The sequence below is a fragment of the Nocardioides sp. GY 10113 genome (assembly GCF_004919105.1).
In the GTDB taxonomy this organism is placed as follows: Bacteria; Actinomycetota; Actinomycetes; order Propionibacteriales; family Nocardioidaceae; genus Nocardioides.
Genome location: NZ_STGK01000001.1, coordinates 394,434 through 414,607 on the forward strand (window position 1 = coordinate 394,434; position 20,174 = coordinate 414,607).

The 20,174-nt window shown below is 73.0% G+C and carries 19 protein-coding genes; 13 read left to right on the forward strand and 6 right to left on the reverse strand.

What is annotated here, in order from left to right; genetic code table 11:
• The first annotated feature begins 18 nt into the window (after positions 1 to 18).
• From E8D34_RS01670 to E8D34_RS01695, 6 genes are all read left to right on the forward strand, one after another.
• Complete coding sequence (locus E8D34_RS01670; protein ID WP_276606562.1) at positions 19 to 1,767, forward strand: L-aspartate oxidase; 1,749 nt, start codon at positions 19 to 21, stop codon at positions 1,765 to 1,767.
• Positions 1,764 to 2,687, forward strand: coding sequence for a carboxylating nicotinate-nucleotide diphosphorylase (gene nadC / locus E8D34_RS01675; protein WP_136592814.1), 924 nt, complete (start codon positions 1,764 to 1,766; stop codon positions 2,685 to 2,687). Before E8D34_RS01670 ends, nadC begins: the two co-directional genes overlap by 4 nt.
• Positions 2,687 to 3,463 carry a type III pantothenate kinase gene (locus E8D34_RS01680; RefSeq protein WP_136592815.1) on the forward strand — a complete coding sequence of 259 codons (777 nt, stop codon included), beginning with the start codon at positions 2,687 to 2,689 and terminating at the stop codon, positions 3,461 to 3,463. Before nadC ends, E8D34_RS01680 begins: the two co-directional genes overlap by 1 nt.
• A gap of 205 nt (positions 3,464 to 3,668) precedes the next feature.
• A complete protein-coding gene (locus E8D34_RS01685) occupies positions 3,669 to 3,989 on the forward strand; it encodes an Lsr2 family protein (RefSeq protein ID WP_136592816.1) in 321 nt (106 codons plus the stop codon).
• 69 nt (positions 3,990 to 4,058) lie between these two features.
• Positions 4,059 to 4,850: a sulfotransferase gene (locus E8D34_RS01690; protein WP_168929296.1), complete on the forward strand. Its 792-nt coding sequence runs from the start codon at positions 4,059 to 4,061 to the stop codon at positions 4,848 to 4,850.
• A 120-nt stretch (positions 4,851 to 4,970) separates the two neighbouring features.
• Positions 4,971 to 7,499, forward strand: coding sequence for an ATP-dependent Clp protease ATP-binding subunit (locus tag E8D34_RS01695; protein ID WP_136592818.1), 2,529 nt, complete (start codon positions 4,971 to 4,973; stop codon positions 7,497 to 7,499).
• Between the two features lie 152 nt (positions 7,500 to 7,651).
• Here E8D34_RS01695 and E8D34_RS01700 read toward each other — a convergent pair whose 3' ends face one another.
• Positions 7,652 to 8,521 carry an A/G-specific adenine glycosylase gene (locus tag E8D34_RS01700; protein WP_206056494.1) on the reverse strand — a complete coding sequence of 290 codons (870 nt, stop codon included), beginning with the start codon at positions 8,519 to 8,521 and terminating at the stop codon, positions 7,652 to 7,654.
• Between the two features lie 92 nt (positions 8,522 to 8,613).
• On the opposite strand from E8D34_RS01700, the gene E8D34_RS01705 reads away from it, so the two are divergent.
• Positions 8,614 to 9,525 (forward strand): hypothetical protein, encoded by a 912-nt coding sequence (locus tag E8D34_RS01705; RefSeq protein WP_136592820.1) that lies wholly within the window; start codon positions 8,614 to 8,616, stop codon positions 9,523 to 9,525.
• Positions 9,526 to 9,580: 55 nt separating this feature from the next.
• Here the strand turns inward: E8D34_RS01705 and disA are convergent, their stop codons facing one another.
• Both disA and radA read right to left on the reverse strand, forming a co-directional pair.
• Positions 9,581 to 10,660: a DNA integrity scanning diadenylate cyclase DisA gene (gene disA / locus E8D34_RS01710; protein ID WP_136592821.1), complete on the reverse strand. Its 1,080-nt coding sequence runs from the start codon at positions 10,658 to 10,660 to the stop codon at positions 9,581 to 9,583.
• A gap of 152 nt (positions 10,661 to 10,812) precedes the next feature.
• Positions 10,813 to 12,288: a DNA repair protein RadA gene (gene radA / locus E8D34_RS01715; protein ID WP_136592822.1), complete on the reverse strand. Its 1,476-nt coding sequence runs from the start codon at positions 12,286 to 12,288 to the stop codon at positions 10,813 to 10,815.
• 102 nt (positions 12,289 to 12,390) lie between these two features.
• Here radA and E8D34_RS01720 point away from each other — a divergent pair, with 102 nt between their 5' ends.
• On the forward strand, positions 12,391 to 13,455 hold the full coding sequence (locus E8D34_RS01720; protein WP_136592823.1) for a LacI family DNA-binding transcriptional regulator: 1,065 nt from the start codon (positions 12,391 to 12,393) through the stop codon (positions 13,453 to 13,455).
• 66 nt (positions 13,456 to 13,521) lie between these two features.
• Here E8D34_RS01720 and E8D34_RS01725 read toward each other — a convergent pair whose 3' ends face one another.
• The 3 genes from E8D34_RS01725 to E8D34_RS01735 all read right to left on the reverse strand — a co-directional run bounded on the left by E8D34_RS01725 (position 13,522) and on the right by E8D34_RS01735 (position 15,814).
• Positions 13,522 to 14,253: a class I SAM-dependent methyltransferase gene (locus E8D34_RS01725; protein ID WP_346763602.1), complete on the reverse strand. Its 732-nt coding sequence runs from the start codon at positions 14,251 to 14,253 to the stop codon at positions 13,522 to 13,524.
• The gene (locus E8D34_RS01730; protein ID WP_136592824.1) at positions 14,250 to 14,888 is read right to left on the reverse strand and encodes a VOC family protein; all 639 of its coding nucleotides are present in this window, start codon (positions 14,886 to 14,888) and stop codon (positions 14,250 to 14,252) included. The genes E8D34_RS01725 and E8D34_RS01730 overlap by 4 nt, the downstream gene beginning before the upstream one ends.
• A gap of 152 nt (positions 14,889 to 15,040) precedes the next feature.
• Entirely contained in the window at positions 15,041 to 15,814 is a 774-nt protein-coding gene (locus tag E8D34_RS01735; RefSeq protein ID WP_136592825.1) for a hypothetical protein, read from the reverse strand.
• A gap of 76 nt (positions 15,815 to 15,890) precedes the next feature.
• Here E8D34_RS01735 and E8D34_RS01740 point away from each other — a divergent pair, with 76 nt between their 5' ends.
• The 5 genes from E8D34_RS01740 to E8D34_RS01760 all read left to right on the forward strand — a co-directional run bounded on the left by E8D34_RS01740 (position 15,891) and on the right by E8D34_RS01760 (position 20,171).
• Positions 15,891 to 16,829 carry a Ppx/GppA phosphatase family protein gene (locus E8D34_RS01740; protein WP_136592826.1) on the forward strand — a complete coding sequence of 313 codons (939 nt, stop codon included), beginning with the start codon at positions 15,891 to 15,893 and terminating at the stop codon, positions 16,827 to 16,829.
• Complete coding sequence (locus E8D34_RS01745) at positions 16,826 to 17,638, forward strand: sugar phosphate isomerase/epimerase (protein WP_240771034.1); 813 nt, start codon at positions 16,826 to 16,828, stop codon at positions 17,636 to 17,638. The genes E8D34_RS01740 and E8D34_RS01745 overlap by 4 nt, the downstream gene beginning before the upstream one ends.
• Positions 17,639 to 17,717: 79 nt before the next feature.
• Positions 17,718 to 18,470 (forward strand): ABC transporter ATP-binding protein, encoded by a 753-nt coding sequence (locus E8D34_RS01750; RefSeq protein WP_136592827.1) that lies wholly within the window; start codon positions 17,718 to 17,720, stop codon positions 18,468 to 18,470.
• Positions 18,467 to 19,201: an ABC transporter permease gene (locus tag E8D34_RS01755; RefSeq protein WP_136592828.1), complete on the forward strand. Its 735-nt coding sequence runs from the start codon at positions 18,467 to 18,469 to the stop codon at positions 19,199 to 19,201. Before E8D34_RS01750 ends, E8D34_RS01755 begins: the two co-directional genes overlap by 4 nt.
• Positions 19,202 to 19,235: 34 nt before the next feature.
• Positions 19,236 to 20,171, forward strand: a complete 936-nt coding sequence (locus E8D34_RS01760) for a proline dehydrogenase family protein (protein ID WP_136592829.1) — start codon at positions 19,236 to 19,238, stop codon at positions 20,169 to 20,171.
• Positions 20,172 to 20,174: the final 3 nt, after the last annotated feature.

The following is a 20,174-nucleotide window of genomic DNA, read 5'->3' on the forward strand; positions in this document are numbered from 1 at the left end:
CGAACGATCGGAACCCCCGTGACTGCCGCCCCCCGCCGCCTGCCCGGGCGGCTCCTCGCGCCCGCGCCGGGCTGGACGACGATGGCCGACGTGGTCATCGTCGGCTCCGGCATCGCCGGCCTGACCGCGGCCCTGCGCCTGCGCGGCCAGGTCGGCAAGGTCCTGGTGGTCACCAAGGACGTGCTCAACGCCGGCTCGACCCAGTGGGCGCAGGGCGGGATCGCCGCCGCTCTCGGGCCCGGGGACACTCCCGAGGAGCACGAGTGGGACACCCTGGTCGCGGGTGCCGGCGCCTGCGACGCCGACGCCGTCCGGGTGCTGGTCACCGAGGGTCCCGAGGCCGTCCGCGAGCTGATCGCGCTCGGCACCAACTTCGACCACGACCCCGACGGGGCGCTCTCCCTGACCCGTGAGGGCGGGCACCACCGGGACCGGATCGCGCACGCCGGAGGAGACGCCACCGGCGCCGAGATCCAGCGGGCCCTGATCGCGGCCGTGCAGGCCGCGCCCGACATCGAGGTGATCGAGCACGCGCTCGCCGTCGACCTGATGCTCGGCTCGGGCCCCGACGGCGTCGAGCGGGTCGTCGGCGTGACCCTGCACGTGATGGGCGAGGGGCAGCGCGACGGGATCGGCGCCGTCCATGCCCGCGCCGTCGTGCTCGCCAGCGGCGGGCTGGGTCAGGTCTTCACCCAGACCACCAACCCGTCGGTCGCCACCGGTGACGGGCTGGCCGTCGCGCTGCGCGCCGGCGCCACCCTGCGCGACCTGGAGTTCGTCCAGTTCCACCCGACGGTGATGTACCTCGGCCCCGACTCCCGCGGACAGCAGCCCCTGATCTCCGAGGCGGTCCGCGGCGAGGGCGCCTTCCTCGTCGACGGCCCGCCCGAGGAGGGCGGCAGCCGGTTCATGCAGGGCGTCCACGAGCTGGCCGACCTGGCGCCTCGCGACGTGGTCGCCAAGGCGATCATGAAGCGGATGCTGGAGACCGGCGCCGCGCACATGTGGCTCGACGCCCGCCATCTCGGCGCGGAGTTCTGGGAGCGCCGCTTCCCGACCATCCTGGCCACCGCGCGCTCGCACGGCATCGACCCCGTCACCGAGCTGATCCCCGTCGCCCCCGCCTGCCACTACGCCTCCGGCGGCGTGCGCACCGACCTCGACGGGCGCACCGGCGTGCCGGGCCTCTACGCGACCGGCGAGGTGGCCTGCTCCGGCGTGCACGGCGCCAACCGGCTGGCCTCCAACTCGCTGCTCGAGGGCCTGGTGTTCTCGCGCCGGATCGCCGCGGTGCTTCCCGGCGAGCTCGCCCCGTGGACGCCCCTGCGCACCGACCGCCGCCCCTCGGGCCTGATCGACGCCGAGGTCCGCCGCGAGCTGCAGGAGGCCATGACGGCCCGGGTCGGCGTACTGCGCAGCGCGCCCGGCCTGACCGAGGCCGCCCTGCTCCTGGACAAGCTCGCCGGCTGCGTGGCGGCCACCCCCGACCAGGAGTCGTGGGAGACGACCAACCTGGTCACCGTCGCCGCCGCCCTCGCCGACGCCGCGGCCGGCCGCGAGGAGACCCGCGGCTCGCACTGGCGCGAGGACCACCCCGAGCGCGACGACCTGCGCTGGGGCGGCCACTTCGACGTGACCATGACCGACGGCGTGATCGCCGCCGCGTTCGTCCCCGCGCCGCCGACCGACACCCTGCCTCCGGGCGCCCTGCCGCCCGGCGCCGTCCCCGCCGACACCATCCCCGCCGAACCCGACGGAGCAGCATGATCGCCCGCACCCCGTACGACGACCTGCCGGCGCCGTTGGTCGCCGAGATCACCGAGGCCGGGCTCGACCCGCGGGCGGTCCACGCCCACGTCGCGCTCGCCTTCGACGAGGACCTGCCCGGCGGGGTCGACGACGTGACCAGCGCCGCGATGCCCGCGATGGGCACCGCGGTCGCGGACTTCGCCGCCCGCGAGCCCGGGGTGGTCGCGGGCCTGGCGATCGCCGAGCTGGCCTTCCGGTACGCGCTCGGGGATGCCGTCGAGATCACCGGCCGCGTCCCCGACGGGACCCACGTGAAGCCCGGGGACGTCGTACTGACGGCGAGCGGGTCGCTGCAGGGCGTCCTCACCGCCGAGCGGACCGCGCTCAACTTCGCCTCCCACCTGTCCGGGATCGCGACCGCGACCGCCGCCTGGGTGGACGCGCTGGCCGGCACCCGGGCCCGGGTGCTGGACACCCGCAAGACGCTGCCGGGGTGGCGCGCGCTGCAGAAGTACGCGGTGCGCTGCGGCGGCGGGGTCAACCACCGGTTCAGCCTGGTCGACCGGGCGATGGTCAAGGACAACCACGCGGTCGCCGCCGGCGGCGTGGTCGAGGCCTACCGCGCCGTCGTCGCCGCCAACCCCGGCCTGCGGGTCGAGGTCGAGGTCGCCGACCTCGACGAGCTGCGGGCCGTCCTGGCGGCCGGCTGCACCGAGGTGATGCTGGACAACATGAGCACCGCCGACATGGCCGAGGCGGTACGGATCAACGACGGCGTCAACGGGGGCCGGGCCACGCTCGAGGCCTCCGGCGGGCTCACCCTGGACCGGGCCCGGGAGGTCGCCGAGACCGGGGTGGACTTCATCTCGGTCGGGGCGCTGACCCACTCGGTGACGGTCTTCGACCTCGGGCTGGACTTCCGGGAGGAGATGGCCTGATGCCGCTGCTCGCCGCCGACATCGGCAACGCCCACACCGTGCTCGGCCTCGTCGCCGACGGCGAGGTGCTGGCCGACTGGCGGGTCTCCACCAACGAGCACCGCACCGCCGACGAATGGGCGGTGCTGATCCGTGGGCTGCTCGGCCGGGATGTCGCCGCGGTGACCGGAATCGCGGTCTGCGCCACCGTCCCCGCGGTGCTGAACGAATGGCGCGACATGCTCGACTCGCATTTCGCCGAGGTGCCGCGGGTCATCGTGGAACCGGGTGTGCGGACCGGCGTGCCGATTCTGGTCGACAATCCCCGCGAGGTAGGCACGGACCGGATCGTCAACGCGCTGGCGGCCGCGGCCGACTTCGACGGTCCGGCGATCGTCGTCGACTTCGGCGGCACGGCGACGACCTATGACGTGATCGACGCGGAGGGCCGCTACGTCGGCGGTGCGATCACCCCGGGCATCGAGATCGCGCTGGAGGCGCTGAGCCGCGGCGGCGCGCAGCTGCGCATGGTCGAGCTCGTCCGCCCGCGCGGCGTGATCGGAAAGAACACCGTCGAGGCGCTGCAGTCGGGCGTCGTGTTCGGCGTCGCCAGCCAGGTCGAGGGGATGGTCGAGCGGATCGTCGAGGCGCTCGGCTGCGCCGAGGAGGACGTGGCCGTGATCGCCACGGGATATCTGGCCGACCTGGTTATCTCCGAATGTTCCTGTTTCACCGATCATGCGCCCGCATTGACGCTCCGGGGCCTGGAGAAGATCTTCGTCCGAAACCAACGGTGAATAACCGCCGAATCGACTTCCCCTCGGGCGGTTCGCGACGTCGATATTCTCCTGGGCGATGCGCGCCGCATTCCCTTCGGTGAACGCGCGCTATTTCCCCTGTCATTCCCGCCGGCCCGGTGGCGTGCTACGGTCCGAATTAATCCACCGTCGAAGCATTCGGTGGAAATTCGTTCTCGTTTCCTCCGAAAGGCAGTCAGCTTTCATGGCTCAGAAGGTCAACATCATCCTCGTCGACGACATCGACGGCAGCGAGGCGTCCCAGACCGTCTCCTTCGGCATCGACGGCGCGAACTACGAGATCGACCTCAACGACGACAACGCCGCGGCCCTGCGCGAGGCGGTGGCGACCTACGTCGGTCACGCCCGCAAGGTCGGTCGCGCGACCGGCAAGCGCACCGCCAAGGCCAGCGACGGCCCGTCGGCCAAGGAGATCCGCGACTGGGCCCGCTCCAACGGCTACGAGGTCCCCGACCGCGGCCGGATCCCGGCCGAGGTCCGCGAGGCCTTCGACGCCGCCAGCTGAGGCCGGGCTCCGGCGCGGGGAGGGCGTCCCGCGATCTCGCCGCGCCGGAGCGCGTGCTTGGATGTGCCGGTGAGTGATCCCGGGCAGCGTCTGGACTTCTTCGTCGCCGGTGGCCAGAAGTGCGGCACGACCGCGCTCGACGCCATGCTGCGCCGCCACCCGGGCATCGAGATGCCGACGCGCAAGGAGCTGCACTTCTTCGACCAGGAGTCGCGGGACTGGTCGGCGGAGGACTACGCCGAGCTGCACGCCCAGTTCGACTGGACGCGTCCGGCCGTCCGCGGCGAGAGCACGCCGATCTACACCTACTGGCCCGGGGCGCTCGAGCGGATCCGCGCCTACAACCCCGGTGCCCGGATGGTGATGGCCCTGCGCCACCCCGTCTACCGCGCCTTCTCCCAATGGCGCATGGAGTCCGCCCGCGGCCGCGAGACGCTGCCGTTCGCCCAGGCGATCCGCGAGGGTCGGGCCCGGGCGGCGGAGCAGCCGCGCATCTACCGGCGCCGCTTCTCCCACGTGGAGCGTGGCTTCTACGCCGGGCAGGCCCGCGCGCTGCTCGAGGGTTTCGGGCCCGATCAGGTGCACTTCGTGCGCACCGACCAGCTCTGGAGCCGATCGGACGAGGTGGTCGAGGCGCTGCTCGACTTCCTCGGGGTCGAGCAGCGACGGCTGACCGACGGCCAGGAGTACGTCGTGCCGCGCGTCCAGAGCGTCGCGCTCGACCCGCTCGACCCCGAGGACCGCGACTACCTGCGCGAGGTGTTCGCCGACGACATCCGCGAGACCGCCACCCTGACCGGGGTGGATCTGTCGGACTGGTTGGAGCCCGACTACCGCGATCCGATGACCGGCGGCTCCTGACTGTTCGCTGACAGCGGACGTGATCTTGCAGTTACCTGGAACGCGTAGGCTGTCCGCGGGGTTGTCCCTCTCGTGAGGACCCTCCGCGGTGCGGAGGCCCCGGAAGCTGAGGAGTGATAAATGTTCGAGCGGTTCACCGACCGAGCCCGTCGTGTGGTGGTGCTGGCCCAGGAAGAGGCCCGCATGCTGTCCCACAACTACATCGGCACCGAGCACATCCTGTTGGGCCTGATCCACGAGGGCGAGGGTGTCGCGGCCAAGGCGCTGGAGTCCCTCGACATCTCGCTCGAGGCGGTCCGCGCCCAGGTCGAGGAGATCATCGGGCAGGGCCAGCAGGCTCCCTCGGGCCACATCCCGTTCACCCCCCGCGCCAAGAAGGTGCTCGAGCTGTCCCTGCGCGAGGCGCTGCAGCTCGGCCACTCCTACATCGGCACCGAGCACATCCTGCTGGGCCTGATCCGCGAGGGCGAGGGCGTCGCCGCCCAGGTGCTGCAGAAGCTCGGCGCCGACCTCAACCGCGTCCGCCAGCAGGTCATCCAGCTGCTCTCGGGCTTCCAGGGCAAGGAGTCCTCCGCCTCCGCCGCGGCGTCGACGGGCAGCGGCACCGAGGCGCCGTCCTCCTCCCTGGTGCTGGACCAGTTCGGCCGCAACCTGACCCAGGACGCCCGCGAGGGCAAGCTGGACCCGATCATCGGCCGCGCGCAGCAGATCGAGCGCGTGATGCAGGTGCTCTCGCGACGCACCAAGAACAACCCGGTGCTGATCGGCGAGCCCGGCGTCGGCAAGACCTCGATCGTCGAGGGCCTGGCCCAGGACATCGTCAAGGGCAACGTGCCCGAGACGCTCAAGGACAAGCAGATCTACACCCTCGACCTGGGTGCGCTGGTCGCCGGCTCGCGCTACCGCGGTGACTTCGAGGAGCGCCTGAAGAAGGTGCTCAAGGAGATCAAGACCCGCGGCGACATCGTGCTGTTCATCGACGAGATCCACACCCTCGTCGGCGCCGGCGCGGCCGAGGGCGCGATCGACGCCGCCAGCATCCTCAAGCCGATGCTGGCCCGTGGCGAGCTGCAGACCATCGGCGCCACCACCCTCGACGAGTACCGCAAGTACCTGGAGAAGGACGCCGCGCTCGAGCGCCGCTTCCAGCCGATCCAGGTGCCCGAGCCCTCCATCGCGGACACCATCGAGATGCTCAAGGGCATCCGGGACCGCTACGAGGCCCACCACCGGGTCACCATCACCGACGAGGCGCTGGTCTCGGCGGCGACGCTGGCCGACCGCTACATCTCCGACCGGTTCCTGCCGGACAAGGCGATCGACCTGATCGACGAGGCCGGCTCGCGCCTGCGGATCCGGCGGATGACCGCGCCGGCCGACCTGCGCGAGTACGACGACAAGATCGGCGAGGTCCGCCAGCGCAAGGAGGCGGCGATCGACGGGCAGGACTTCGAGGCCGCGGCCCGCCTGCGCGACGAGGAGAAGCAGCTCATCCTGAAGAAGTCCGAGCGCGAGAAGCAGTGGCGCTCGGGCGACATGGACGAGGTCGCCGAGGTCGACGAGGAGCTGATCGCCGAGGTCCTGGCGGTCGCCACCGGCATCCCGATCGTGAAGCTGAGCGAGGAGGAGTCCACCCGCCTGCTCAAGATGGAGGACGAGCTCCACAAGCGCGTCATCGGCCAGGACGAGGCCGTCAAGGCGCTGTCGCGGGCCATCCGTCGTACGCGTGCGGGTCTGAAGGACCCGAAGCGTCCCGGCGGCTCGTTCATCTTCGCCGGTCCGTCCGGTGTCGGTAAGACGTGGCTCTCCAAGACGCTGGCCGAGTTCCTCTTCGGCGACGAGGACGCGTTGATCCAGCTCGACATGTCCGAGTTCGGCGAGAAGCACACCGTCTCCCGCCTGTTCGGCTCGCCGCCGGGCTACGTCGGCTACGAGGAGGGCGGCCAGCTCACCGAGAAGGTGCGCCGCAAGCCGTTCTCCGTGGTCCTCTTCGACGAGGTCGAGAAGGCGCACCCGGACATCTTCAACAGCCTGTTGCAGATCCTGGAGGAGGGTCGCCTGACCGACTCCCAGGGCCGGGTCGTGGACTTCAAGAACTGCGTCATCATCATGACCACCAACCTGGGCACCCGGGACATCGCCAAGGGCGTCCACCTGGGCTTCAACCAGGGTGGCGACGCGGCCGGCTCCTACGAGCGGATGAAGGGCAAGGTCTCGGAGGAGCTCAAGCAGCACTTCCGGCCCGAGTTCCTCAACCGTGTCGACGAGATCATCGTGTTCCCGCCGCTCAGCCAGGAGCAGATCATCGCGATGGTCGACAACATGATCGCCGCGGTCGAGGTCCGCCTGAAGGACCGCGACATGAAGATCGAGCTCACCCAGCCCGCGAAGAACCTGCTCGCGCAGCGGGGCTTCGACCCGGTCCTGGGCGCCCGGCCGCTGCGTCGTACGGTCCAGCGCGAGATCGAGGACGTGCTCGCCGAGAAGATGCTGTACGGCGAGGTCGGCCCCGGCCAGATCGTCCTGGTCGGTGTCGACGGCGAGGGCCCGAACGCGAGCTTCACCTTCGAGGGGCAGAAGATCACCGAGCTGCCCGACATGCCGCCGCTGGAGACGGTCTCCGAGGGCGAGACCGACCCCGAGGCCTGATCCGCCGACCCGGGGCTGAGGCACCCTCGAACCGGGGCTCAGGCGCAGTCGAACCGGCAGTTGCGCCGTCGCGAGACGGTGCGGCTGCCGGTTCGTGCTTGTCGATGAGGCCAAGCCCCGGCTCGGGGGTGCGCGAGCCCCGGCTCTCGGGGTCAGGGGAGGGCGTAGCGGTCCTCGCCGACCCGCACCACCAGCCGGTCGGCGAGGAGCGAGGCCAGCGCCCGCTCGCGCTGCACCGGCTCGTCCCAGGCCGCGTCCAGACGGTCCTTGCCGACGGCGCCGACGTGGTCGCGCAGCACCGCCATCAGCCGGCCGCGGCACTGCCGGTCGGTGCCCGCCCATGCCTGCACCGGTCGCGGCGGCCCGTCGTACGCCGGCTTGCCGGCGGCCTGCCACGCGCACAGCGTCCGCACCGGGCAGGCGTCGCAGCGCGGGCGGTCCGCGGTGCACACCAGGGCGCCCAGCTCCATCACGGCGACCGACCAGGTCGCGGCGGTCGGCTCGTCCTCGGGCAGCACGCTCGCGGCGAGGTCGCGCTCGGCGCGGTTCACCGAGCGGGCCGGGAACTCCACGCCGGAGAGAGCCCGGGCCAGCACCCGGCGCACGTTCGTGTCGAGGACGACGTGGCGACGGCCGTAGGCGAAGGTCGCCACCGCGGCGGCGGTGTAGTCGCCCACGCCCGGCAGCGCCAGCAGCGCGTCGTACTCCGCCGGCACCTCCCCGCCGTGGTCCGCGACGATCGCGACGGCGGCGCCGTGCAGGCGCAGCGCCCGGCGCGGGTAGCCGAGCCGACCCCAGGCGCGCACCGCCTCGCCGCTCGACTCGGCAGCCAGGTCGGCCGGCGTCGGCCACCGCTCCATCCAGGCGGCGTGCACGGGCAGGACCCGCGAGACGGGGGTCTGCTGCAGCATGAACTCCGAGACCATCACCGACCAGGCGGTGGCCTCGGCCCGGCGCCACGGCAGGTCGCGGGCGTTCGCGTCGTACCAGCGCAGGACGGGGTCGACCAGGGAGGGGCTCACGAAGCCATGGTGCCGGGTGGCGTGGGCCACGAGTCATCGGCCCCCGGCGAGGGAGCGCCGATCCGGCGCCCCGGCTGGCTACCGTTCCCGCCATGACCAGCCGCCGCTCGTTGACCCGCGGGCCTCTCCCGCCGGAGGTCTACTGGCGGCGACGCTTCTTCGTGGTCGCCCTCGCCGGGACCCTCGTCTTCCTGATCGGGAGCATCCTCTCCGGAAGCAGCGACGGCCGGTCGACCGAGCCGGTGGCGCAGCAGGCGGGGTCGGTGGAGGCCAGCCGGACGGTGACGGTGCCCGCCGCCACCGCGCAGGGCAAGAAGGTCGGGAAGGCCAAGAAGGCACGCAAGGCGAAGCAGCGCGGCGCGCAGGCGCCGGCCGGCCCGACCTTCGGGCCGTCGGCGCCGACCACCGAGCTCGCCGCGCCGAGCGGCCGCTGCGCCGACGACGACGTCGCGGTCGCGGCCCAGGTCGAGCACGGCGTCGCCGGTCAGGACGTGACGGTGGGGCTGCGGCTGCAGACCCGTTCCGCGGAGGCGTGCACCTGGCGGCTGAGCCGTGTCTCGGTGTCGCTGAAGATCCTGGACGCGGGGGAGGAGATCTGGACCAGCCGCCAGTGCCCGGGCGCCCTGCCGGCGCGGTCCGTGGTCGTGCGTCGGATCATCGCCACCGTCGTGCCGATGACCTGGAACGCGCGCGAGTCCGACGACGGCTGCACCGACCGGGCGGGGTGGGTGCTGCCCGGGGACTACACGCTCGTCGCCTCGGCGATCGGCGGCGAGCCGAGCACCAGCACCTTCGACCTGGTCGCGCCGAGCGCCACGACGGTCGAGGTGACCCCGGAGCCGACGAAGAAGGCCCCGCAGGGCCAGCAGTCGGCGAAGGCGAAGAACGCGGAGAAGGCGAAGAAGTCCCAGCGGGCCCAGCAGTCCGGCTCTCCGAAGAAGGACCGGTCCCAGAACGGCTCCGCCCGGGCGACCGATCAGCCGACCGGCGAGCCGCGGCGCTGACCCACCCCGCATCCGCCGATGGTCGCGCCGAAGCCGAGCATCGCCGGAGGCAGGCTCAGACGTACCTCTCGAGGATCGTCGACTCCGCGAGGCGGGAGAGCCCCTCTCGCACGCTCCGGGCGCGCAGCTCGCCGACGCCCTCGACGGCCTGCAGGTCGTCGATCCCGGCCGACAGGAGCTTCTGCAGGGTGCCGAAGTGGTCGACCAGGCCCTCCACGACGAGCGCGGGGAGCCGCGGCACCTTGGTCAGCAGCCGGTAGCCGCGGGGTGCGACGGCGCCGTCGAGGTGCTCGCCGGTGCCGATGCCCAGCACCCGTGCCACCGCGGCGGGGTCGACGAGGTCGGTCGCCGAGAGCTGGTCGAGGTGCTGCAACAGCTCGATCGGGTCACGGCTGCGCTCCCGCGAGGGCACGTAGTCACGGATCACCAGCTCGCGTTCGATGTCGACGCCGGTCACCAGCTCCTCCAGCTGGAGGGACAGGAGGCGACCGTCGGTGCCGAGCTCGAGCACGTAGTCCTCGATCTCGCGGGCGATCCGGGTGACCATCTCCAGGCGCTGGGCGACCACGGCGACGTCCCGGACGGTGACGAGGTCCTCGATCTCCAGGGCGGAGAGGGTGCTGGAGACCTCGTCCAGGCGGAGCTTGTAGCGCTCCAGCGTGGCCAGCGCCTGGTTGGCGCGGGACAGGATCTGGCCCGAGTCCTCCAGCACGTGCCGGGTCTCCCCGACGTAGGCGGCGATGATCTGCATCGACTGCGACACCGAGATCACCGGGAAGCCGGTCTGCTTGGCCACCCGATCGGCGGTCCGGTGCCGGGTGCCGGTCTCCTCGGTGGGGATCGACTGGTCCGGCATCAGGTGCACCGCGGCGCGGATGATCCGGGTGCGGTTGTTGTCCACGATCACCGCGCCGTCCATCTTGGCCAGCTCGCGCAGGCCGGTCGCGGTGAACGGCACGTCCAGCTCGAAGCCGCCCGTCGAGATCTGCTCGACCACGGGATCGTGGCCGAGCACGATCAGTGCGCCGGTGCGGCCGCGGAGGATCCGCTCCAGGCCGTCGCGCAGCGGGGTGCCCGGTGCGATCGACGCGAGTGTCTCGCGAAGGCGGACATCGCCGACTCGTTCCGTCGCCACGTGCTCTCCCTCAACCACGATCCCCGAGCAGATCTGCTGCGCTCACCCTAGGTGAGCGCCCGCTCACCCCGCATTCAATACCACCCCCCGGTCGGCGTGTCGGCGTTGTTGCCGATGACCCCGATCCGGTGGAGATCGGGCCGGGGGTGCTGCTAACGGTCCTCGCCGCCCTCGACCAGCTCCAGGGCACGCGGTTCGCGCCGGGCGCTGCGGCCGCCGCCCAGCCCGAGCAACCGCAGCGCGCTGGTCACGTCGGGCGCCTCCACCACGCGCATCCCGTCGACCACCCGGTCGGCAGACCGGCCGCGGCCGCCGGAGTCGCGTGGCTCGGCCGGCACCACCGCCATCGCGAAGCCGAGGCGGGCCGCCTCGGCGAGCCGCTGGGGAAGGTCCCGCACCCGGCGCAGCTCCCCGGAGAGGCCGATCTCGCCCAGCGCCACCGTGCCGAGGGGCGGCGGGGTCAGGACGTGCGCGGAGGCCACCGCCACGGCGACGGCGAGGTCGCTGCCGGGGTCGGTGAGCCGGGCGCCGCCGACGGTGGAGGCGAAGACGTCGTGCTTGCTCAGGTTGATGCCGACGTGCTGCTGGAGCACGGCCAGCACCATCGCGAGGCGGGAGGAGTCGAGTCCGGAGGTGGTCCGGCGCGGTCGATCGGCGCCGGTCTCGGTGGCCAGCGCCTGGACCTCGGCCAGCAGCGGTCGCCGGCCCTCCATCGTCACCGCCACACAGGCACCGGCGACGCGACCGTGGTGGCGCTCCACGAAGAGGCCGGTGGGGTCGTCGACGGCCGTGATGCCCGCGGGGCCGAGGTCGAAGCAGCCGACCTCGTCGACCGGGCCGAACCGGTTCTTGACCGCCCGGACCATCCGGAACCGGGAGTTGCGGTCGCCCTCGAAGTGGAGGACGACGTCGACCAGGTGCTCCAGCACCCGAGGTCCCGCGATCGCGCCGTCCTTGGTCACGTGCCCGACCAGGACGACGGTGATGTCCCGGGTCTTGGCCACCCGGACCAGCGCCTGGGCGACCTCCTTGACCTGGGTGACGCCGCCGGGCACCCCGTCCACCCCGGAGGCGCCGATGGTCTGCACCGAGTCGAGGACCAGCAGCGTCGGCCGGACCTGCTCGACGTGGGTGAGCACCGCGCCGAGGTCGGTCTCGGCGGCCAGGTACAGCTCGTCGTGCACCGCGTCGGTGCGGTCGGCGCGCAGTCGGACCTGGGACGCCGACTCCTCGCCCGTCACGTACAGCGTCCGCTGGCCCTTCGCGGCGGTCCGGGCGGCCACCTCGAGCAGCAGCGTCGACTTGCCCACGCCCGGCTCGCCGGCCAGCAGGACGGCCGCGCCCGGCACCATCCCGCCGCCGAGCACCCGGTCCAGCTCCGGGACCCCCGACCCGTTGTGCAGCGCCTGCTCGGCCGAGACCCGGCCGATCGGGACCGCCGGAGCGGTGACCGGCGAGGCCGCCGTGCGGGCCGACCCCAGCGCCGGCTCGGGCGCGCTCTCGGCCACCGAGCCCCAGGCCTGGCACTCGCCGCAGCGTCCGACCCACTTGGGAGCGGTCCACCCGCACTCGGAGCAGCGGTAGACGGGCCGCGGGGCGCGGGCGGAGCGTGGCGAAGCGGGGGGCATGGGTCGACCGTAGGCGAGGGGCCCGACACCACCGTCGGCGACCGGCCGGGGAGTGGAAGAATCGGCGTCCGACGGGCCGCGGAACGAGCGAGGAGGTGGCGGATGGGGATCGACCCCGGCCAGGGCACGCTGCCGCCGACGCTCGCCGACGTGGCCGAGCGCGCCGGCGTCTCCCGCCAGACCGTCTCCAACGCGATCAACAACCCCTCCCTGCTGCGCGCCGACACGCTGGACCGGGTCCGGCGCGCGATCGTCGACCTCGGCTACCTGCCCAACCGCGCCGCGCGCAACCTGCGCACCGGCACCTCGCGGCTGGTGGGTCTGCGGGTGCCACCCGTGCCCGAGAGCACCGCGAACTCCACGATGGACCGTTTCGTGCACGCGCTGGTCGAGGCGTCGGGGCTGGCCGGGTACCACGTGCTGCTGGTCGCGGACGGCTACACCGAGGCCGCCGACGGGACCCGGATGCCCGATCCGATCAAGGGGTACGACGACCTCCTGCGCTCCACCGCGGTGGATGCGTTCGTGGTCACCGACACCTATCTCGGCAACCCGCAGACCACCTGGCTGGCCGAGCGGCGGGCGCCCTTCGTCGCCTTCGGCCGTCCCTGGGACGACCCCGCCGCGCGGCACGCGTGGGTCGACGTCGACGGCGCCGCGGGCACCCGGCTGGCGACCGAGCACCTGATGGACCGGGGCCACCAGCGGGTCGCGTGGCTCGGCTGGCCGGCGGGCTCCCGGATCGGGCAGGACCGTCGTACCGGGTGGGAGCGGGCGATGCTGGCCCGACGCTGCGACACCGGTGGCCTGGCGTGGACCACCGAGGACAGCCTGGAACCGGCCCGCCGGGTGGCCGCGACGATGCTCGACGTGGCCCGTCCGAGCGCGGTGGTCTGCGCCTCCGACACCCTGGCGATGGCGGTGCTGCACGTGCTGGCGGAGCGCGGGCTGCGGCCCGGTCACGACCTGGCCGTGGTGGGCTTCGACGACTCCGCGACCGCGCAGACCGTGCCGCCGGGGCTGACCTCGGTGCGGCCGCCGATGGACCGCGCCGCGGTGGCCGTCGTGGACGCGCTGCGCGGACTGCTCGGCGCCGAGCAGTTCACCCCGACCGGCGTCCTGCTCACGCCCACGCTCTCGGTCCGCGGCTCCACCGTCCCGTCCTGAGCCGCCGTCACGGCTGACGACCCCGAGCGCCGTCCGAGCGCGGGCGGCCCACGTCGTAGGTAGTGCTCAGGCCTGGCGCGACCAGAGGTTGACCGCGTAGTCGACCTCGAGGCCGGTGTGGCCGGCGAGGACCCGGTCGGCGACCTCCGGGGCGAGCTCGATCCGGACCACCGCCTCCAGGTCGGCACGCGAGGAGAACCGCCAGCCCATGTCGATCCGGTCCAGGCGCCAGCCGCGCGCGCCGAAGAAGCGCTCGACGACCTCGGGCGGGTGCGCGTCGGGGTGCCCCTCGCGGAACCAGCGGCCGAACGTGGAGCGGCTGGCGTCGTTGTCGATGATCAGCGCCGTGCCACCGCGGCGCAGGACCCGGTCGAGCTCGGCCAGGCCGGGCTCGCAGCCGGGGCCGAAGAAGTAGGCCCAGCGGGCGTGGACCACGTCGACCGAGCGGTCCGGCAGCGGGATCCGCTGCGCGGTGCCGAGCAGCACCTCCACGCCCGGGTGGCGCCGGGTGCGGCGCTGCGCGAGGCGGGCCAGGCCGGGGTGGGGCTCGACGCCGACCACCCGCTCCGCGTCCGCGGCGAACCGGGGCAGGTGGAAGCCGGAGCCGCAGCCGAGGTCGAGGACGGTGCGGCCGGACCAGCCGGCCGGCCCGCACCGCTCGAGCATCGCCGCCCACAGTCGTCCGTCGGGGTCGGCGGCGTGGTTCTCGATCTCGTACGTCGAGGTGTGCCGCCAGATGTTGGGGCTCGGGATCGAGCCCTGCAGGGGCGGCTGGTGGGTCAGGTCGGGACCCGTCAGATCCGGACGATGCCGGTGGGCGTCTGCACCTGCGCGGCGAGGATGCCCGGGGTGCCGTGCGGGGCGACCCAGTCGACCTTGACGTCCTCCAGCGGTGCGTCGACGGACTCGCCGAGCCACTCGCTGACCCGCAGCGGGTCGCCGGCGATCTCGATGCCGGCCAGCGAGAACTGCTCGTCGGCGCCGGCGGAGGGGTGCAGGTCGCCCGGGGTCTCCCACTTGATGAAGAACGGCAGCTGCGGGTCGGCGATCAGCCCGTTGATGCCGATCTGCTTCCAGACCAGCTCGGTGCCGTCGGGCCGGTGCCGGTGGCCCTCGACCGCGTTGCGACCCAGCCGCTCCTCGACCACGGTGATGTCGGGGACCGCGACCACCCAGCCGAGCCAGCCGCCGCCCAGGGCGGAGCGGGCCTTGACGGCCTGGCCGAACGGCGCCTTGTCGGAGGCGGGGTGGTCGAGTGCCTCGACGACCTCGAGGTACATGTCGCCGGCGAGCGGCATGATCATGTTGCGGGTGCCGAAGCGGGGGTGGATCCCGCCGTCGGCGAACTCACGGCCCAGCGCGGCGCCGAGGCGCTCGGCGGTGGCGGCCAGTCCGTCCGGTCCGGCGGCGTAGGACAGGTGATCGAGGCGCATGCCTGACATTCTTCGCATGCCTGTCGGGCGGTCGTGCAGCGGGGTCCAACTCTCTTGATGTCGAGAGGTAGATCTCACTTCAAGCGGACGCGCGCAACGACACGCGTTATCTGCGCCACATCGGCCGGCTCCCGGGCGCCCCGGGGTCCCGCTCAGCGGGGCGAGGCGGGGTGCAGCGCCAGCGCCGAGCGGGACCGGAGGTGTGCCTCGCAGCGACCGGCCAGGACGTCGTACGCCGCCCGGCCCATCAGCGCGACCAGCTCGGGCTCGTTGGTGACGAAGACCGGCTCCATGCCCACGTGCGCCTCGGTGTTGCCGGAGCAGTACCAGTCCAGGTCGTGCCCGCCGGGACCCCAGCCGCGCCGGTCGTACTCGCCGATCCCGACCTCGGTGTACTCGGTGCCGTCGGGGCGCTCCACCTGCCGGAACGTGCGGCGGATCGGGAGCTGCCAGCAGACGTCCGGCTTGGTCTCCAGCGGGTTGCGCCCCTGCCGCAGCGCCAGCCCGTGCAGCGCGCAGCCGGCGCCGCCGCCGCTCGGGGAGACGAAGTCGGTGCGGTTGTGGAAGATGCAGGCGCCCTGGCCGTCGACGTCGATGGCCAGCGTCTTGCGCTCGCCGTCCTCGTCGGTCTCCACCCAGTCCGAGGTGCGCACCCGGCGCCCGGGGTGGAACTGCCAGTCGTCCTCGGTGAGCTGGGCGACGAACCCGGCCACCCGCTGCTCGTCCTCGGCGTCGGAGAAGTGTGCGCCGAGCGTGCAGCAGCCCGTGTCGGGGGAGTCGGCGTAGATGCCCCGGCAGCCCTGGCCGAAGATGCACACGAACGAGGAGGTCAGCCAGGTCAGGTCGCAGCGGAACACCTCGTCGGCGTCGTCGGGGTTGGCGAACTCGACGAACGCTCGGGGGAAATCCAGGTCGACCTCGGGCACCGTCCCAATCTAGTGACCCGCCGGTCGCCCGCTCGACGGGTCCGGGCCGAGGCCGCGCCCTAGTACCGTGGGACCCATGCGTCTGGGCGTCCTCGACATCGGCTCCAACACCGGTCACCTGCTGGTCGTCGATGCCCACGACGGCGCGGCGCCGCTGCCGGCGTTCTCCTACAAGCAGCCGCTGCGACTGGCCGAGCACCTCGACGAGAACGGCGACGTCTCCTGGACCGGGATCGAGGCCCTGGCCTCGTTCACCGCCGAGGCGCTGGTGGTGGCCGAGGAGAAGGGCTGCGAGGAGATGCTGCCCTTCGCCACCTCGGCGGTCCGCGACTCCGGGAACGCCGAGGAGGTGCTGGCCCACGTCCGCGAGCGCACCGGCGTCGACATCCAGGTGCTGCCCGGTGAGGACGAGGCGCGACTGACCTTCCTCGCCGTACGACGCTGGTTCGGCTGGTCCGCCGGCCGGCTGCTCGTCTTCGACATCGGCGGCGGCTCGCTGGAGATCGCCTCGGGGGCCGACGAGCGCCCCGACGTCGCGCAGTCGCTGCCGCTGGGCGCGGCCCGGCTCGCCTCGGAGTGGGCCGCGGAGGTGGCCGACCCCGAGGGGCTGCGCCGGGTCCGCCGCGACATCCGCGCCACGATCGCCCGCGACGCCGGCCAGGTGCTCCGCTCCGGGTCGACGCACCGCGCCGCGGCCACCTCGAAGACGTTCCGGTCGCTGGCGCGGATCTGCGGCGCCGCGCCGTCCGGCGTCGGGCCGCTGGCGCCGCGCGCGCTGCCGCTGGACGAGCTGCGCAGCTGGATCCCGAAGCTGGTCACGATGAGCCCGGCCGAGCTGGCGGCGCTGCCGGGCGTCTCGCCGAGTCGGGCCCACCAGATCGTGCCGGGCGCGCTGGTGGCCGAGGCCTGCATGGACATCTTCGACGAGGATCGGCTCGAGATCTGCCCCTGGGCGCTGCGCGAGGGCGTCATCCTGGAGCGGATCGACAAGCTCGGGGTCACTGACCCGTCGTGATCGAGAGCCCGCGCCGGCCCCGGATCGGACTGTCCACCGTGTCGGTCTATCCGGAGTCGACAGCGCACGCCTTCGCGTACGCCGCCTCCGTCGGCTACGAGTCGGTCGAGGTGATGGTGGGGGTGGACGCGCTCTCCCAGCAGATCAGCGCGGTGAAGAACCTCTCGGAGCACCACCAGGTGCCGATCTCCGCGATCCACGCGCCCTGCCTGCTGTTCACCCAGCGGGTCTGGGGGCTGGAGCCGTGGGGCAAGCTCGAGCGCTCGGCGCAGATGGCCCAGGCGGTCGGCGCCGAGGTGGTCGTCGTCCACCCGCCGTTCCGCTGGCAGCGCGAGTACGCCCGGGAGTTCGTGGACGGGGTCGCCGCCCTGGAGAGCTCCAGCGGGATCGCGTTCGCCGTGGAGAACATGTACCCGTGGCGCGCCTCCTCGCGACGGCACCTGGAGATGTACCTGCCCGGCTGGGACCCCTCCGAGGAGTCCTACGCCAACACCACCATCGACCTCTCGCACGCCTCGATCGCCCAGTCGGACCCGATCGCGATGGCGGACCGGCTCGGCTCGCGGCTGCGGCACATCCACCTCACCGACGGCACCGACTCGGCGAAGGACGAGCACCTGGTCCCGGGGCGGGGGAGCATCGGCGCCGACGCGTTCCTGCGGCACCTGGCGACCACCGGGTTCGCCGGCGAGGTGGTCCTCGAGATCAACACCCGGCGCTGCGCCAACCGTGAGGCGCGGGAGGCCGACCTGCGGGAGTCGCTGGAGTTCGCGCGCACCCACCTGGAGGCGGCCGCGCCCACCCCGTGACCCGGGGCCCGGCAGAAACTTCGACCTCTCGGCCCACGGCGCCTGCGGGGCGGCACCGCGGCGGAGCATGATGAGCGCCATGGGCGGATCCCACGCACGACCTGTCATCGAGATCGAGGGCCTCACCGTGGTCCGCGGCGGCCACCGCGTGCTCGAGGGGCTGGACCTCGAGGTCGGCGCCGGGGTGACCGGGCTGCTCGGCCCGTCGGGGTGCGGCAAGTCCACGCTGCTGCGCAGCATCGTCGGGGTGCAGCGGATCGAGGCCGGCACGGTCACCGTGCTCGGCGAGCCCGGCGGCAGCGCTCCGTTGCGGGACCGGGTCGGGTACATGACCCAGGAGTCCAGCGTGTACGACGACCTCAGCGTCACCGAGAACCTTCGCTTCTTCGCCCGCGTGCTCGGCGTCGACGCCGGGCAGGTCGACCCGGTGATCGCGACCGTGGACCTCGAGAGCCACCGGGACAAGGTGGTCCGCACCCTCAGCGGCGGCCAGCGCTCCCGGGTCGGGCTGGCGGTCGCGCTGCTCGGCGATCCCGACCTGTTGGTCCTCGACGAGCCGACCGTCGGTCTGGACCCGGTGCTGCGCCGCGACCTGTGGGGCCTCTTCCACCGGCTGGCCGACGACGGGACGGCGGTGCTGATCTCCAGCCACGTGATGGACGAGGCCGATCGGTGCGAGCAGCTGCTGCTGATGCGCGAGGGCCGGATCCTCGCGCACGACACCCCGGCGGCGGTGAAGGCGGCGGCCGGCGCCGACGACATCGAGTCGGCGTTCCTGGCGCTGGTCGGCGAGGCCGGCCGGTCCGGCGACGGGGACGGGGGCGCGGCATGAGCGCCCGGGTGACCGGCGCCATCGCCGGCCGCGTGCTGATGCAGCTGCGGCGCGACCACCGGACGCTGGCGATGCTGCTGGTGCTCCCGGTGGCCCTGCAGACCCTGCTGTGGTGGGTCTACCGGGACAGCAGCGCGATCTTCGACCAGATCGGGCCGGCGCTGCTCGCGATCTTCCCGTTCTTCGTGATGTTCCTGGTGACCAGCGTGACCACGCTGCGCGAGCGCTCCAGCGGGACGCTGGAGCGGCTGTTCACGATGCCGATGCAGCGGCTGGACTTCCTGCTCGGCTACGCGCTCGCCTTCGGCCTGGTCGCCGCCGTGCAGGCCGCGATCGCGGTGGCGGTCTCGGTCGGGCTGCTGGGGCTGGACATCCAGGGCCCGGTCTGGCTGCTCGGCGTGGTCGGGATCGCCGACGCGGTGCTCGGCACGGCGCTGGGCCTCTTCGTCTCCGCCTTCGCGCGCACCGAGTTCCAGGCGGTGCAGTTCCTGCCGGCGGTGGTGGTGCCGCAGATCCTGCTGTGCGGGCTGATCCTGCCGCGCGACCAGCTGCCGAGCGTGCTCTCGTTCGTCTCCGACCTGCTCCCGCTCTCGTACGCCGTCGATGCCATGTCGACGCTGTCCGCCTCCGCCGCGACCGGCGACGTCTGGGGTGACGTGGCGGTCGTCGCGGGGTTCGCGCTCGGCGCGCTGGCGCTGGGCGCGGCGACCCTCCGGCGGCGTACCGAGTGAGCCTCGGGGGCCGGCGGCGCCGTACATTCGAACCATGCGGCCCCTGCGTGACGCGCTCCTCCTGATCGCCGGCAGCGAGCGGGTCAGGGACCTGGTGACCTCGCTGCCGGTCTCCGGGTCCGTGGTGCGCGGCTACGTGCCGGGCGAGTCCGCCGAGGAGGTGGTGGCGGCGGTCGCGGCGCTGGCCGAGGACGGCATCGACACGACGATCGACTACCTCGGCGAGGACACGCTGGACCCGGAGCGGGCGCGGGCGACGGTCGACGCCTACCGCGAGATGCTGGCCGCGCTCTCGGCCGCCGGGCTGGCCGAGCGGGCGGAGGTGAGCGTCAAGCTCACCGCCCTCGGCCTGCGCCTGCCGGAGCACGGCGAGCAGACCGCGCTGGCCAACGCCCGGGCGATCTGCCTGGCCGCCCGCAACGCCGGCACCATGGTCACCGTCGACATGGAGGACCACACCACCACCGACGTCACCATCGCGCTGGTGCGCGAGCTGCGGCAGGACTTCCCGGAGACCGGCGTGGTGCTGCAGGCCTACCTGCGCCGCACCGAGGCCGACTGCCGCCGGCTGAGCGGGGCGGGCTCCCGGGTCCGTCTGTGCAAGGGCGCGTACGACGAGCCGGCCGACGTGGCGTTCACCGTCCCGGCCGAGGTCGACCGGAGCTACGTGCGCTGCCTGAAGACGCTGCTGGCCGGTCAGGGCTACCCGATGATCGCCACGCACGACCCGCGCCTGATCCGGATCGCCGACGCGCTGGCGCAGCGGTACGGCCGCCGCGCGGAGTCCTACGAGTTCCAGATGCTCTACGGCGTGCGCCCGGTCGAGCAGCGCCGGCTGGCCGAGGCGGGGCAGCGGGTGCGGGTCTACGTGCCCTACGGCGAGGAGTGGTACGGCTACCTGGTGCGTCGCCTCGCCGAGCGTCCGCGCAACCTGACATTGTTCGTCACGTCCCTGATCTCCAAGAAGTGAGTG